A 13,967-nucleotide genomic window follows, 5' to 3' on the forward strand; every position below is an offset into this window, starting at 1 on the left:
ATGCCATGACGTGATCAGGCTGTAACCGGTCGTTCGACCAACGCCAGTGCGAGCTCTGGGAGTTCTGTGAGATCCGCCGCAGCCCCACTGAGCCAATGCACCCGAGGGTCGCGCCGGAACCACGAATCCTGACGGCGCGCGAAGCGTTTGGTGGCGCGCACGGTCTCTGCGCGCGCCTCTTCCTCAGTGCACTCCCCCGCGAGCGCCGCGAGCACCTGCTGGTACCCGAGCGCGCGCGGTGCCGTGCGCCCCTCCCTCAAGCCCTGGGCCTCGAGGGCGCGCACTTCATCCACGAGCCCCTGTGCCCACATCCGGTCGACCCGGCGCGCGATGCGTTCGTCGAGCTCGGGGCGCGCCACGTCGACGCCGACCTGAAGGGTGTCGTACACCGAGTCGTGACCTGGAAGGTTGGCGGTGAAGGGCTTGCCGGTGATCTCGATGACTTCGAGGGCGCGGACGATACGGCGGCCGTTGCTGGGCAGGATCGCGTGGGCGGCCTCGGGGTCCGCCGCGGCCAGCCGTGCGTGCAGCGCGCCGGAGCCGCGCAGCGTGAGCTCCTCCTCCAGGAGGGCCCGCACCTCGGGGTCGGTGCCGGGGAACTCCAGGTTGTCGACGGCGCCGCGGACGTACAGCCCGGAGCCGCCCACCAGGATCGGCCAGCGGCCCTCGGCGAGCAGCGCGTCGATGCGGGCGCGGGCGAGCCGCTGGTACTCGGCGACGCTGGCCGTGACCGTCACGTCCCAGATGTCCAGGAGGTGGTGCGGGATCCCTCCGCGCTCCTCGGGCGTCAGCTTGGCGGTGCCGATGTCCATCCCTCGGTACAACTGCATGGAGTCGGCGTTGACGACCTCGCCTCCGAGGCGTTGGGCGAGGAAAACGCCCAGATCGGACTTTCCTGCCGCGGTCGGTCCGACGACGGCGATGACCCGGGGGGCGAGGGGTGCGCTAATCACTGTCCCAGTCTCGCAAACCTCAGGACCCCGCCTCGAACGAGTTACGTGACGCCACGAGTCCGGGGTCGTTGCCTGTTGCGAGGTTCCAGCCGCCGGTTTTCGAGGACCGGTGACCCGGGCGACGCAATGGCACGCACCGGGCAACGCGGGATTTCGCTCTCACGAGTAACGTATGGAGTGGATATGGGCGTTTTTGCGCGACTTCTCCGGAGGTCGAAGGCTACGGAGGAGGCGTCAACCGCCGAGGCGCAGGCCGGCACACAGACGGCCGAAACGGAGGCGGAGGTGGCGGAGCAGGCGAAGGGTTCGTCCCCGGCCGAGGGCGAGGCGACGGCGAAGGAGACCGCCGAGGCCGCCACCGCGGAGGACGTCGAGATCCCCCAGCAGCAGACCGCCGAGCAGGCCGCCGACAACGAGGCCGGTGAGGGCGCCCGCAAGTAGTCGCTCCGCGAGGGAAGGTGAACCATGAGTCTCCTCAACAACCTGAAATCCAAGCTGGCGCCTGCCAAGGACAAGGTCTCTGACTTCGCGCAGCAGCACGGGGACCAGATCGGTCAACGGCTCGACAAGGCCGCGAAGGTGGTCGACGACAAGACCAAGCACAAGTACAGCGACAAGATCCAGACAGGCACAGGCAAGGCGAAGGGCGCCGTGGACCGGCTCGCGCACAAGGACAGTGGCGGTGCCACGCCTCCGCCGGACGCGCCACCCCCGCCTCCGGCTTCCTGAGCACCACACATCGGCGGACGGCCGCGGAGCACCCAGCGCTCGCGGCCGTCCGCCGTGTTCGGGCCCGTACGGCGCCCTGCCCGTCGTGTTGGGGGCCCGCTACGACCAGGCCGCCACCAGATACCCCACCCCGTACGGCACATCGTCGTAGAGCAGCGCGCCGCCCAGTCCCGCGCCTTCGGCCGCGCCCGCGAGGACCTGCCAGGGGGCTCGCCCGGATGCCTTCAGCTCGTACGCGAGATCGGCGTCCAGCGCCTTGAGGGCCGCCACGTCCGCCGTCCCCAGCGCACGCGCGACCTCCGCGTCGAAGCCCTCCGCGCGCTCGTCGAGGTAGCCCGGCGCCTTGAGCGTCCGGCACGCGCTGGCGTCGCCCATCACCAGCAGTGCCACCCTCTCGGCCTGCGCGACGATTTCCTCTCCGACTTGGATACACCGCTCGGCCGCGAGAGGTTCCCCCACACCGAGACCCTCGATGGGAGCGTCCGACCAGCCCGTGCGCTCCAGCAGCCACGCGGCGACGGCGAGCGAGGGCGGCAGTTCCCGCTCCGACACCCCGGAGGCCAGAGGTTCCCCCGTCCCTGAAGCCGGCTTTGCTCCCCCGAGGCGTACGTCGAGATCGACACCGAATCCGCGGAACGAGCCCCGCGCCCCCTGGGGGTGCCTGCCGCGCCCGCTCTGCTCGGCGGGGCCTACGACGACCAGCAGGTCGGGGCGGGAAGCGGCCAGTACGCCCAGCGCGTCCGTGCACGCCGCGCGCGCGGCGTCCAGCTCGGGCGCCGCACCGGCGGCGACGTCGGGGACGAGCAGCGGCGGACAGGGGCAGACTGCGGCGGCAACAAGCATGATCAGCAGCGTATCCCCGCGCGGCAGCCGGGCGTCACTCCTCGATCAGCACGTCCGTGAGGTCGATGACCGTGAGGACGAGCACCACGAGCTTGCCGTCGCTGATCACGTACTCGATGAACAGGTTCCGCGACAGGGCGATCTCGCGGGTCTTCTCGTCGCCGCTGACGGGGTGCGAGAGCTTGTGGCGTGGGTCGGTCACCAGTATGGCGAGACCTCGCTCCAAAAGGTCTCGCCGCTCAGCGGGCAGACCGTCACGCACCTGGGCGGCCCGCTCGGTGAACTCAACGCTGTACGGCAACATCTGGTGCTCCTTCCCGTCACGCAGTGTGCCAGGAAGTCAGTCGCACCCGCATCCACTCGTCGCCACCGGCAGCGGCTCCGGAGCGCCGATCTTCGGCAGCCCCAGCATGACGCCCGCCGGCTTCGCGGCCTCGGCGGCATTGCGCTTCTCCCACGCGTCCCCCGCGCTCGTGCGGCGCACGTTCAGGACGGCGCCCTCGGCGAGGAGGTGGTGCGGGGCGGCATACGTGATCTCGACGGTGACCACGTCGCCGGGGCGGACCTCTTCGTCGGGCTTGGTGAAGTGGACCAGGCGGTTGTCGGGGGCGCGGCCGGAGAGGCGGTGCGTGGCGCCGTCCTTGCGGCCCTCGCCCTCGGCGACCATCAGCTCCAGGGTGCGGCCGACCTGCTTCTTGTTCTCCTCCCAGGAGATCTCCTCCTGGAGGGCGACAAGACGCTCGTAGCGCGCCTGGACGACCTCCTTGGGGATCTGCCCCTCCATGGTGGCCGCCGGGGTCCCGGGGCGCTTGGAGTACTGGAAGGTGAACGCCTGCGTGAAGCGGGCCTCGCGGACCACGTGCAGGGTCTGCTCGAAGTCCTCCTCGGTCTCGCCGGGGAAGCCCACGATGATGTCGGTGGTGATCGCCGCGTGCGGGATGGCGGCCCGTACCTTCTCGATGATCCCCAGGTAGCGGTCCTGGCGGTAGGAGCGGCGCATCGCCTTCAGGACGGTGTCCGAGCCGGACTGGAGCGGCATGTGCAGCTGCGGCATCACGTTCGGCGTCTCCGCCATGGCGGCGATCACGTCGTCGGTGAAGTCGCGCGGGTGCGGCGAGGTGAAGCGCACGCGCTCCAGGCCCTCGATCTGACCGCAGGCCCGCAGCAGCTTGCTGAAGGCCTCGCGGTCGCCGATGTCGCTCCCGTAAGCGTTTACGTTCTGCCCGAGCAGCGTGATCTCGGAGACGCCCTCGCCGACCAGGGCCTCGATCTCGGCGAGGATGTCGCCGGTCCTGCGGTCCTTCTCCTTGCCGCGCAGCGCCGGGACGATGCAGAAGGTGCAGGTGTTGTTGCAGCCGACCGAGATGGAGACCCAGGCGGCGTACGCGCTCTCGCGGCGGGTCGGCAGCGTGGAGGGGAACGCTTCGAGCGACTCGGCGATCTCGACCTGCGCCTCTTCCAGGACGCGGGCGCGCTCCAGGAGGACCGGCAGCTTGCCGATGTTGTGCGTCCCGAAGACGACGTCCACCCAGGGCGCCTTCTTCACGATGGTGTCGCGGTCCTTCTGCGCGAGACAGCCGCCGACGGCGATCTGCATCCCGGGGCGCTTCGTCTTCATCGGGGCGAGGCGGCCGAGGTTGCCGTACAGCCGGTTGTCGGCGTTCTCCCGTACGGCGCAGGTGTTGAAGACGACCACGTCCGCGTCGCCGTCCGAGCCCTCGGGCGCGCGCACGTAACCGGCGTCCTCCAGGAGGCCGGAGAGCCGTTCGGAGTCATGGACGTTCATCTGGCACCCGTAAGTGCGTACTTCGTAGGTCTTCGGTTCCTGAACGTCCACTGCCTGGCTCCGGTCGCTGCTGCTCATGTGACAAGGGTAGGCGGTGCCTGGAGTACCTCCTGTCGCTCTATGCCCCGGCGGCCGTCCAGCCCTGGCGGCGGAGGATCTCCGAGACGTCCGGGGCACGGTAGTGCTCCCCCTTGAGGACCTTGCCGTCGGCCCTGCGGGCGACCCGGCCGTCAGGACCCAGTTTCGTCATGTTGGAGCGGTGGACCTCGGCGATCACCGCGTCGAGGTCGATCCCGTGGACGAGGGCCGTGCCGTAGGCCACGTACACGACGTCGGCCAGCTCGTGCGCCAGCCGGTCGAGCGGGCCGCTGACCGATACCTCGGCGACTTCGGCGGCCTCCTCGGCGAGCAGTTCTCCGCGGTGGGCGGCGAGATGCGGGGAGACCTCCGTCGGCGTGCTGCGGGCGTCGAGGCCGAAGGCGGCGTGGAATGCGCGGACCAGGGAGGCGGGAGAGGGGTGCATCCGACGACTTTATCGAGGAGGGCCGGGATCGATGTGGTCCCCTTGTGGCGCCCGTCCTGGTCAGGACCGCCCCGGGCTGGCAGGATCGCGCGCATGTTCCAGGCACTCCCCCGTATCGGCCGGCGCCGCGCGCTGCTCGGCTCGGCGGCCGCGTTCACGGTCTTCGGGCTGCTGCTGTGGTGGCTGCTGCCGCTGGGCGAGGAGTCGCCGAGCGGGAGGATGACGTTCAGCACGGGCACGCCGACCGGGGTCTACCAGAAGTACGGCAAGCTCCTTCGGGGCGCCATCGCCAAGGACATGCCGGACCTGGACGTACAGCTGCTGAACAGCGACGGGTCGCAGGAGAACGTCCGGCGCGTGGCCACGGGCCAGGCCGACTTCACTGTCGCGGCGGCCGACGCGGTGGAGACGTACATCCTGCAGAACAAGCCGGGATCGGGCCGGCTGCGCGGCTGCGCCCGGCTCTACGACGACTATGTCCACCTGGTGGTCCCGCGCTCGTCGTCGGTGCGGTCCGTGGCGGACCTGCGCGGCAAGAAGGTCGCCGTGGGGCCGAGTGGTTCCGGTGTGCGGCTGATAGCGGACCATGTGCTCCAGGCGGCCGGGCTCGACCCCGACGAGGACATCGAGCCGCTGGCCGACGGCATAGCGACCATGCCCGACCTGCTGAAACAGCACAAGATCGACGCCTTCTTCTGGTCGGGCGGCCTCCCGACGAGCGCCGTGCTGGAACTCTCGCAGAGCTACGGCATCCGGCTGGTGCCGATCGGCAGCGACATCATCGAGAAGCTGCACGAGCAGGGCGGCCCCTCCCGCTACTACCGGGCCGCGGTGATGCCCGCCGACGCCTACCCCGAGGCGCAGCGGCGCTCGTCCGTGCAGACGCTGGCCGTGGCCAACTTTCTGATCACACGGGAGGACGCGGACGCGCAGCTCACCGAGGAGCTCACCCGCACGGTGATCGCCAGCCGCGACTACATCGGCGCCCGGGTGCACGCGGCGCAGCTGGTGGACGTACGCACGGCCATCTACACGGATCCGCTGCCGCTGCACGAGGGCGCGCGACGCTACTACCGGTCGGTCAAGCCGTAGCACCGTCCAAGCCCGAGCTGGCGTCCAAGTCCTGGCCACTGTCCAAGCCCTGACTGCTGTCCGGTCGTAGCTGCCGCCCGCTCCCGCCAGGTCTCTCAGGAGGCCGACCGCGGCACCGTCACCGTCACCCGCAGGCCGTGCGGCTCGTGATGGGCGTACGCGATGGAGCCGCCGCCCGCCGCGAGCAGCGCGCGGGAGATGGACAGGCCGAGGCCCGAGCCCTTGATGTTCTGGTGCCCGGTGCTGCGCCAGAAGCGGTCGCCGATACGGGCCAGGTCCTCGTCGCTGAGGCCGGGGCCGGCGTCGGTGACCACGATGGTCGAGACCTCGCCGTTCGCGGCGACCGTCACCTCGACGCTCTCCCCCTCGGGCGTGAACTTCAGCGCGTTGTCGATGACCGCGTCCAGAGCGCTGGACAGCGTGACCGGATCCACCCAGGCGGTGGTGGCCGGGCAGGTCCCCGCCAGCCGTACGCCCTTGTTCTGGGCGACCGGCTGCCAGGACGACACGCGCTCCGCGGTCAGCTCGCCGATGTCGGTCAGGCGCAGGTCGGCCTCGGCGTGCTCGGCGAGCGCCAGGTCGAGGAGTCCGTCGAGGACCTGGGCGAGGCGCTTGCCCTCGGTGCGGACCGAGGCGATCTCCTCATTGCCCTCGGGCAGTTCGAGGGCGAGCAGCTCGATGCGCAGCAGCAGCGCCGAGAGCGGGTTGCGCAGCTGGTGCGAGGCGTCGGCGACGAAGGCGCGCTGCTGCTCCAGCACGTCCTCGACGTTGTCCGCCATCTCGTTGAACGAGCGGGCCAGGCGTCTGAGTTCCGGCGGGCCTCCGGCGGCGGCCACCCGTGACTTCAGGCGGCCGCTCGCGACAGCGTGGGTGGTGGCGTCGAGGACACGTACGGGTCTGAGCACCCACCCGGTGAGGCGCAGCGCGGCGCCGACGGCGAGCAGCATCGCGGCGATTTCGCCCGCGCCGATGACCAGCCAGCCGTGCAGGGTCTTCGAACGCATCTGTCCGGTGGGCGAGTCGGTGACCACGACGGCCATGACGTCGCCGTCCCTGATGACCGGGGAGGCCACGACGAGACGGTGCCGCTGCCACGGCCAGACCTGCTCGGGGTCGTGGCTGCGCCGGCTCAGGAGCGCCTCGTTGAACGCGTCGCGCCCCTCGCCGGTCTTGGGCAGCAGCCAGTTGTCCGGGGCGTTGGCCATGGGGGTGTCGTTGCGGTAGAAGACACCGGCCCTGATGCCGTACACGCCGTAGTAGCGGGCGAGTTCCTTGCGCAGGGTCTCGCGGCGTTCGTCCGTGAAGCTTCCCTGGGAGCCGGGCGCGTCGGTGACGAACTGCGCGAGGGCCGCGAAGCGCGCCGTGTCGTCGATGCGGTCGACGACCACCCGTTGCTGATGGGCGGCGGCGACACTCGCCGCGAGCGGGATGCCGAGGGCGAGCAGCACGGCGGCCATCAGGACGATGAGCAGCGGGAGAAGGCGGGTGTGCACCCGTGCTCGCTAGGACGCCGGGGCGACGAGCCGGTACCCGACGCCGCGCACGGTCTCGATCAGCGCCGGCATACGCAGTTTGGAGCGCAGGGACGCGACATGCACCTCCAGGGTGCGTCCGGTCCCCTCCCAACTGGTGCGCCACACTTCGCTGATGATCTGTTCCCGCCGGAACACCACTCCGGGGCGCTGGGCCAGCAGCGCGAGAAGGTCGAACTCCTTGCGGGTCAGTTGGACAGCCAAACCGTCGACGGTGACCTGACGGTTGAGGAGTTCGATGTGCACAGGGCCGAGCCGCAGCGCGCTGTCGCCGGGGGCCGAGGAGTCGTCGGGGACGCTGCGCCGGCTGACGGCGTGGATACGGGCGAGCAGCTCCCCCGTGTCGTACGGCTTCACTACGTAGTCGTCGGCTCCGAGGTTGAGGCCGTGGATCCGGGAGCGTACGTCCGCGCGCGCGGTGACCATGATCACCGGAGTGCTGGTCCGCTTGCGGATCTTGCCGCAGACCTCGTAACCGTCCTGGTCGGGCAGGCCCAGGTCGAGCAGGATCACACCGAACCGGTCGCTCTCCGGGACCAGCGCCTGCAGCGCCTCCTCGCCGCTGCGGGCGTGCATGACGTCGAAGCCGTGCCGCGCCAGCACCGCGGACAGGGCGGCGGCGACGTGGTTGTCGTCCTCGACGAGAAGCAGTCTCATTCCAGCCCCCTCCGGTTCATCGGTCGTACGATCTCGGCACATAGAACACAGTGCACGCGCGCGTGCACCAAGGAAGTCACGCCGATGGACAAGGACGGCGTCAAGGGCCTTCGGGTTACGGACGCCTTCCGTTATCCAGCCGGTACGCGCCCCGCGTACGACCAACACGACACGTGTCCGATTGCTACCGGATCGTGATGCTCAAGTTCCCCTCAGATGTAATGACGCAGGTCGTACGGTGTTACTACTGTCCTCCCAAACCGAGGAGGACGGAGCCCCCTAGCGATGACCGAAGTATCGGTGGCCAAGGACGCCGTGGCCGCGACCGAGGAACTGGTCGTCCTGAAGAGCGTCAACAAGCACTTCGGCGCGTTGCACGTGCTCCAGGACATCGACCTGACGATCGCCCGCGGCGAGGTCGTCGTGGTCATCGGACCCTCCGGGTCCGGGAAGTCCACGCTGTGCCGCACCATCAACCGCCTGGAGACGATCGATTCGGGCGACATCTCGATCGACGGCAAGCCGCTGCCCGCGGAGGGCAAGGCGCTTGCCCGGCTGCGGGCCGACGTGGGCATGGTCTTCCAGTCCTTCAACCTCTTCGCGCACAAGACGGTGCTCGATAACGTGATGCTGGGCCAGATCAAGGTCCGCAAGGCCGACAAGAAGGCCGCCGAGGAGAAGGCCCGCGCGCTGCTCGACCGCGTCGGCGTCGGCACCCAGGCGGACAAGTACCCCGCACAGCTGTCAGGCGGCCAGCAGCAGCGCGTCGCGATCGCGCGGGCGCTGGCGATGGACCCCAAGGTCATGCTCTTCGACGAGCCGACCTCCGCGCTGGACCCCGAGATGATCAACGAGGTCCTCGAGGTCATGCAGCAGCTCGCACGCGACGGCATGACCATGATCGTTGTCACCCATGAGATGGGCTTCGCCCGCTCGGCTGCCAACCGAGTGGTCTTCATGGCGGACGGCCGCATCGTCGAAGAGGCCGTGCCGGATCAGTTCTTCAGCAACCCCCGCAGCGACCGGGCCAAGGACTTCCTGTCGAAGATCCTTCACCACTGACGCGATCCGCACGATGGACGGATTCCGAAACCACGATGGACGGATTCCGAAACACTGACGAGACTTCGTCACCCGCACTGACTGACGAAACGTCGTCACCCCGCACTGAGGGCCCGCATCTCTTCACCACGCAAAGGATGTTCACCATGAAGCTTCGCAAGGTCACCGCCGCGGCCGCCGCCGCGGTCGTCCTCTCCCTGACCGCGACGGCCTGTGGAGGCGACAACGACAAGAATGACAGCGGCTCGGGCTCCGGCGGTGGCGACAAGATCAAGATCGGCATCAAGTACGACCAGCCGGGACTCGGCCTGAAGGAGCCGGACGGTTCCTTCTCCGGCTTCGACGTGGACGTCGCGACCTACGTGGCCAAGGAACTCGGCTACAAGCCCGACCAGATCGAGTTCGTCGAGACCAAGAGCGCCGACCGTGAGAACGCGCTCGCCCGCGGCGACGTGAAGTTCATCGCGGCCACCTACTCGATCAACGACGAGCGCAAGCAGAAGGTCGACTTCGCCGGCCCGTACCTGCTGGCCCACCAGGACCTGCTGGTCAAGGCGGACTCCGACATCTCCCAGGGCACGGACCTCAACGGCAAGAAGCTGTGTTCCGTGACCGGCTCCACCTCGGCGCAGAACGTCAAGGACACCATCGCCCCGAAGGCCAACCTGCGTCAGTACGGCGGCTACTCGGAGTGCCTCGCCGGTCTGCAGAGCGGCGCCGTGGACGCGTTGACCACCGACGACTCGATCCTCGCGGGCTTCGCCGCCCAGGACAAGTACGAGGGCCAGTTCAAGCTCGCGGGGCTCAAGCTGAGCAACGAGAACTACGGCGTCGGTGTCAAGAAGGGCGACAAGGAGACTGCCGACAAGATCAACGCCGCTCTGGAGAAGATGGTCAGCGACGGCGCCTGGCAGAAGGCGGTCGACGACAACTTCGGCCCGGCCAGCTACAAGAACGAGCCCGCCCCGAAGATCGGCGCGATCGTCAAGTAACGCGGAACTCCGCCGACGCAGGAATCCCGTCGGCAACGCACAGTTCCGCAGGCGCGCCGCCGCCCGCCGCGATCACGGCGGCGGCGCGCCGCGTCCTCCACGTACGCCACACACCCGGAAGCGCGGGAGATCGTGTTCGACTTTCTTGAAGGTTATGACGTCCTCGGGGCGTTCTGGACGACGGTGCAGCTCACCGTCCTCTCCGCCCTGGGCTCCCTGGTCTGGGGCACCCTGCTGGCCGGAATGCGGGTCAGCCCGGTCCCGCTCATGCGCGGATTCGGCACCGCCTATGTGAACATCGTCCGGAACATCCCCCTGACCGTCATCATCGTCTTCAGCTCGCTCGGCCTCGCCGACATCTTCGGCGTGACGTTGGGGGCGTCCGACGACTTCGAGCTTCAGGGCTTCCGGCTGGCGGCGCTCTCCCTCGTCGCCTACACCGCTGCCTTCGTCTGCGAGGCGCTGCGCTCCGGCATCAACACCGTGTCGCTCGGGCAGGCCGAGGCGGCCCGCGCGATCGGGCTGAGCTTCAGCCAGACCCTCCGGCTCATCGTGCTTCCGCAGGCGTTCCGTTCCGTCATCGCCCCCCTGGCCAACGTACTGATCGCGCTGACCAAGAACACGACCGTGGCTGCCGCCATCGGCGTGGCCGAAGCGGCCACCCTGATGAAGGAAATGATCGAGAACGAGGCACAGACGGTGCTCATCGGCGCGGTCTTCGCCTTCGGCTTCGTGGTCCTGACCCTCCCCACCGGCCTGCTCCTCGGCTGGCTGGGCAAGCGACTGGCGGTGAAGCGGTGACCTCCGTTCTCTACGACGCCCCCGGCCCCCGGGCCAAGCGGCGCAATGTGATCTTCTCGGTCGTCTTCTTCGTCCTGCTGGCTCTGCTCCTGTGGTGGATCTGGCAGACGATGGACGACAAGGGCCAGCTCACGGCGTCCCTGTGGGAGCCGTTCACCACGGCCCAGGCCTGGACGACGTATCTGCTGCCGGGTCTCGGCAACACCTTGAAGGCCGCGGCGCTCGCCATGGTGATCGCCCTTCCGCTGGGCGCGGTCTTCGGCATCGCGCGTCTGTCCGACCACCGGTGGGTCCGGGGTTCGGCCGGTGCGGTGGTCGAGTTCTTCCGGGCGATTCCCGTACTGCTTCTGATGCTGTTCGCCAACGAGTTCTACGTCCGCTCCACGGGCCTCAGCAGCGAGGAACGGCCCCTCTACGCGGTCGTCACCGGCCTGGTGCTCTACAACGCCTCGGTCCTCGCCGAGATCGTACGGGCGGGCATCCTGGCCCTGCCCAAGGGACAGACGGAGGCCGCCTACGCGGTCGGTCTGCGCAAGGGCCAGACGATGGCCAGCATCCTGCTCCCGCAGGCCGTCACCGCCATGCTCCCGGCCATCGTCAGCCAGCTCGTCGTCATCGTGAAGGACACCGCGCTGGGCGGCGTGATGCTCGCGTTCCCCGAGCTCCTCAACTCGCGCAGCACGCTCGCGGCCAACTACGCCAACGTCATCCCGAGCTTCCTCGTGGTGGCCGCCATCTTCATCGTGCTGAACTTCGCCCTCACGAGCTTCGCCTCCTGGCTCGAGGGCAGGCTGCGGCGCGGCAAGAAGTCGACCGGTGCGGTGCTCCACGCGGACGACGCCACGATCGCGGGCACCGCGGCGACCGGCGGCGGTGGCGGCGGCATCTGACGAACGGTCACGTGGCCTGACCCGCACGGTGGGGCAGTGGCGAGCACACGGGGGCAGTGGCGAGGTCGCCGCTGCCCCCTTCGCTTGACGCAAGGACCGGCAGTGGGTTGCATACGTTCTGTGATCGTGCACCCCGCTCCAACTGCCTGTTCCCCTACGTCCCTCAGGACACCGCTCCGGGCAGGGGGCACCGCGCCGTGGACCCGGTGATCATCGTCGGAGCGGGCCCCGTGGGGCTGACGCTCGCCCTCGCGCTCGCCCGCCAGGAGGTCCCCTCCATGGTCCTCGACGAGGGCCCGGGCAAGGACGAACAGCGGTCCGCGCGGACCGTGGTGCTGCGCGAGGACACGGCCGCGCTCGTCGACCGGCTGGCCGGTTTTCCCGTCTCCGAGGCCGGCTTCCGTTGGGCCGGATGGCGGTCGATGCGGCGCAAGCAGGTGATGCGCGAGATCTCGCTCGGCGCGGGGGATTCCGGTTCCAGGGGCGCTGTCGGTTCCGGGAGTGGGAGCGTTTCCAGGAGCGGTTCCAGGGCCGCGGAAGGCTCCCGGGGCGCGGACGGCTCCGCGGAGGCCGAGGAGTACGTCTCCCCACTGCACATCGCCCAGCACGCGCTGACCGGCGCCCTGCGCGAGGCCATCGTCCACGAGCGGCTGATCAAGGTCGCCGTGAACAGCCGCCTCGACTCCATCGAGCAGGAGACGTCGGGCGTCAGCGCGCACACACGGGGCCCCAACGGCACGTGGTGGCACGGCAGTTATCTCGTCGGCTGCGACGGACCGCGTTCGACGGTGCGCAAACTCCAGGACATCCGCTTCCCTGGACGCACGGCCGTCGAGCGACACGCCGTGGCGGCGCTGCGTACGGAACTTCCGTGGCCCGGTGAGGCGTTGTTGCATCGGATGCCGCCGTGGCGGACCTTGGGCCCCTCGGCCGGGGAGGTGACCGCGCGCCCCCTCGCCGACGACGCGTGGCGCCTGGACTGGCTGCTGCCCCCGGGCAAGGACCTGGTCACGCCCGACCTGCTGATGGCGCGCGTCCGGGAGACCCTCGCGGGCTGGAGCGGGGGCTCCACACCCGCGTACGAACTGCTCGACACCGGAGTCCACACCGTCCACCACCGGCTCGCCCGCCGGTGGCGGGCCGGCCGTGTCTTCCTCGCGGGGGACGCCGCGCACCTGCTCGGCGCGGTCGGCACCCAGGGCCTGGACGAGGGCCTGCGGGACGCGGACAACCTCGCCTGGAAGCTGGCCCTCGCCTGGCACCACGGGCCGCACGAGGCTCTGCTCGACAGCTACCAGGTGGAGCGGCGCGCCGTCGTCGCCGCCCGGCTGCGCGCCGCCGACCATGCGCTGCCGCTGCTGCGCGGCGGCGGGGGCCTGCGCTCTTACGTCCCCGGCTCGGCCCGCGGCCACGACGCGCTGCTCACGGACGGCCACCTGGGGCGCGGCCCACTGGGCGCGCCGGGGGCGTACGCCACGTCCCCACTCGCGCCTCCACGCGCCGAGTCGGAGGCTCCCGTGGACACGGCACCCGGAGCGCCCGTCATCGATGTGCGGGTGACCGCGGAGGACGGCTCGTTCGTACGCCTGCGGGACCGGCTCGGGCGCGGCGTGCTGCTCGTGGTGCTGATCGCCCCGGGGACGGGCGTCTGGGAGCGGAAGCACTGGGTGACCGCCGGGATCATGCCCCGGCTCGCGGCCGCCGTGACCGCGCTGCCGCACCCCGCCGAGCTGCTGGTCGCCGAGAACTACCCCGGCGCCGCCGCGCACACCGTGCTCCTCGTCCGCCCCGACGGCCATCTGGTCACCGCGCTCAGCGGGGTGCGCCCGGCCGACCTGTACGCGGCGGCCGAGGCGACGCTGGGTGGACCGGCGAAGGCGGAGGCCACGGCGGGCACGGCCTGAGGCGGCGGTGCCGGAAAGCGGGCTGGGCCTGCCGTGCCGGAGTACGGGGTGAGGGTGCTGTGCCGGAGTGCGCGCTGGGCCGGAGGTGACGGCTCGGGCCAACGGCGGCGGGCTCGGGCCGCCGATGGCGGGCTCGGACCGCCGGGCTCGAGGACTTCCGAGCCCGTGGTGACGGTCCGGGTAGCCGTGGACCCGGACTCTTG

15 protein-coding genes are annotated in these 13,967 nt (G+C 70.0%); 8 read left to right on the forward strand and 7 right to left on the reverse strand.

The window, feature by feature from the left end; all coding sequences use genetic code 11:
* Nucleotides 1-14: 14 nt before the first annotated feature.
* On the reverse strand, nt 15-953 hold the full coding sequence (miaA, locus tag C4B68_RS10370; protein WP_099503937.1) for a tRNA (adenosine(37)-N6)-dimethylallyltransferase MiaA: 939 nt from the start codon (nt 951-953) through the stop codon (nt 15-17).
* Nucleotides 954-1,136: 183 nt separating this feature from the next.
* Here miaA and C4B68_RS44690 point away from each other — a divergent pair, with 183 nt between their 5' ends.
* A complete protein-coding gene (locus C4B68_RS44690; protein WP_099503938.1) occupies nt 1,137-1,394 on the forward strand; it encodes a hypothetical protein in 258 nt (85 codons plus the stop codon).
* Between the two features lie 24 nt (nt 1,395-1,418).
* Nucleotides 1,419-1,682, forward strand: a complete 264-nt coding sequence (locus C4B68_RS10380) for an antitoxin (RefSeq protein ID WP_099503940.1) — start codon at nt 1,419-1,421, stop codon at nt 1,680-1,682.
* 99 nt (nt 1,683-1,781) lie between these two features.
* Here the strand turns inward: C4B68_RS10380 and C4B68_RS10385 are convergent, their stop codons facing one another.
* The 4 genes from C4B68_RS10385 to C4B68_RS10400 are packed head-to-tail and all read right to left on the reverse strand — an operon-like array spanning nt 1,782 to nt 4,834.
* Nucleotides 1,782-2,525: a class III extradiol dioxygenase subunit B-like domain-containing protein gene (locus C4B68_RS10385; protein ID WP_099503942.1), complete on the reverse strand. Its 744-nt coding sequence runs from the start codon at nt 2,523-2,525 to the stop codon at nt 1,782-1,784.
* Between the two features lie 34 nt (nt 2,526-2,559).
* The gene (locus C4B68_RS10390; RefSeq protein ID WP_099503944.1) at nt 2,560-2,829 is read right to left on the reverse strand and encodes a hypothetical protein; all 270 of its coding nucleotides are present in this window, start codon (nt 2,827-2,829) and stop codon (nt 2,560-2,562) included.
* Nucleotides 2,830-2,865: 36 nt separating this feature from the next.
* Nucleotides 2,866-4,389: a tRNA (N6-isopentenyl adenosine(37)-C2)-methylthiotransferase MiaB gene (miaB, locus tag C4B68_RS10395; RefSeq protein ID WP_099503945.1), complete on the reverse strand. Its 1,524-nt coding sequence runs from the start codon at nt 4,387-4,389 to the stop codon at nt 2,866-2,868.
* A 40-nt stretch (nt 4,390-4,429) separates the two neighbouring features.
* Complete coding sequence (locus C4B68_RS10400; RefSeq protein WP_099503947.1) at nt 4,430-4,834, reverse strand: pyrophosphohydrolase domain-containing protein; 405 nt, start codon at nt 4,832-4,834, stop codon at nt 4,430-4,432.
* Nucleotides 4,835-4,927: 93 nt separating this feature from the next.
* Here C4B68_RS10400 and C4B68_RS10405 point away from each other — a divergent pair, with 93 nt between their 5' ends.
* A complete protein-coding gene (locus tag C4B68_RS10405) occupies nt 4,928-5,926 on the forward strand; it encodes a TAXI family TRAP transporter solute-binding subunit (protein ID WP_099503949.1) in 999 nt (332 codons plus the stop codon).
* Between the two features lie 95 nt (nt 5,927-6,021).
* Here the strand turns inward: C4B68_RS10405 and C4B68_RS10410 are convergent, their stop codons facing one another.
* Both C4B68_RS10410 and C4B68_RS10415 read right to left on the reverse strand, forming a co-directional pair.
* Entirely contained in the window at nt 6,022-7,419 is a 1,398-nt protein-coding gene (locus tag C4B68_RS10410; protein WP_099503951.1) for a sensor histidine kinase, read from the reverse strand.
* Between the two features lie 9 nt (nt 7,420-7,428).
* The gene (locus C4B68_RS10415; protein ID WP_099503953.1) at nt 7,429-8,115 is read right to left on the reverse strand and encodes a response regulator transcription factor; all 687 of its coding nucleotides are present in this window, start codon (nt 8,113-8,115) and stop codon (nt 7,429-7,431) included.
* Nucleotides 8,116-8,400: 285 nt separating this feature from the next.
* On the opposite strand from C4B68_RS10415, the gene C4B68_RS10420 reads away from it, so the two are divergent.
* The 5 genes from C4B68_RS10420 to C4B68_RS10440 all read left to right on the forward strand — a co-directional run bounded on the left by C4B68_RS10420 (nt 8,401) and on the right by C4B68_RS10440 (nt 13,764).
* Nucleotides 8,401-9,177 (forward strand): amino acid ABC transporter ATP-binding protein, encoded by a 777-nt coding sequence (locus C4B68_RS10420; protein ID WP_099503955.1) that lies wholly within the window; start codon nt 8,401-8,403, stop codon nt 9,175-9,177.
* Between the two features lie 146 nt (nt 9,178-9,323).
* Nucleotides 9,324-10,169, forward strand: a complete 846-nt coding sequence (locus C4B68_RS10425; RefSeq protein WP_099503956.1) for a glutamate ABC transporter substrate-binding protein — start codon at nt 9,324-9,326, stop codon at nt 10,167-10,169.
* 132 nt (nt 10,170-10,301) lie between these two features.
* On the forward strand, nt 10,302-10,970 hold the full coding sequence (locus C4B68_RS10430; protein ID WP_099503958.1) for an amino acid ABC transporter permease: 669 nt from the start codon (nt 10,302-10,304) through the stop codon (nt 10,968-10,970).
* Nucleotides 10,967-11,860 (forward strand): amino acid ABC transporter permease, encoded by an 894-nt coding sequence (locus C4B68_RS10435; protein WP_099503960.1) that lies wholly within the window; start codon nt 10,967-10,969, stop codon nt 11,858-11,860. Before C4B68_RS10430 ends, C4B68_RS10435 begins: the two co-directional genes overlap by 4 nt.
* 197 nt (nt 11,861-12,057) lie before the next feature.
* Entirely contained in the window at nt 12,058-13,764 is a 1,707-nt protein-coding gene (locus C4B68_RS10440) for an FAD-dependent monooxygenase (protein WP_099503962.1), read from the forward strand.
* The last annotated feature ends 203 nt before the right edge of the window (nt 13,765-13,967 follow it).

This window comes from Streptomyces dengpaensis (assembly GCF_002946835.1).
Taxonomy (GTDB): Bacteria; Actinomycetota; Actinomycetes; order Streptomycetales; family Streptomycetaceae; genus Streptomyces; species Streptomyces dengpaensis.

Bases quoted from the DNA above. Each gene is read 5' to 3' on its own strand.
- C4B68_RS44690 (WP_099503938.1), top strand. From the start codon at position 1,137: ATGGGCGTTTTTGCGCGACTTCTCCGGAGGTCGAAGGCTACGGAGGAG.
- C4B68_RS10380 (WP_099503940.1), top strand. From the start codon at position 1,419: ATGAGTCTCCTCAACAACCTGAAATCCAAGCTGGCGCCTGCCAAGGAC.
- C4B68_RS10385 (WP_099503942.1), bottom strand. From the start codon at position 2,525: ATGCTTGTTGCCGCCGCAGTCTGCCCCTGTCCGCCGCTGCTCGTCCCC.
- C4B68_RS10390 (WP_099503944.1), bottom strand. From the start codon at position 2,829: ATGTTGCCGTACAGCGTTGAGTTCACCGAGCGGGCCGCCCAGGTGCGT.
- miaB (WP_099503945.1), bottom strand. From the start codon at position 4,389: ATGAGCAGCAGCGACCGGAGCCAGGCAGTGGACGTTCAGGAACCGAAG.
- C4B68_RS10400 (WP_099503947.1), bottom strand. From the start codon at position 4,834: ATGCACCCCTCTCCCGCCTCCCTGGTCCGCGCATTCCACGCCGCCTTC.
- C4B68_RS10405 (WP_099503949.1), top strand. From the start codon at position 4,928: ATGTTCCAGGCACTCCCCCGTATCGGCCGGCGCCGCGCGCTGCTCGGC.
- C4B68_RS10415 (WP_099503953.1), bottom strand. From the start codon at position 8,115: ATGAGACTGCTTCTCGTCGAGGACGACAACCACGTCGCCGCCGCCCTG.
- C4B68_RS10420 (WP_099503955.1), top strand. From the start codon at position 8,401: ATGACCGAAGTATCGGTGGCCAAGGACGCCGTGGCCGCGACCGAGGAA.
- C4B68_RS10425 (WP_099503956.1), top strand. From the start codon at position 9,324: ATGAAGCTTCGCAAGGTCACCGCCGCGGCCGCCGCCGCGGTCGTCCTC.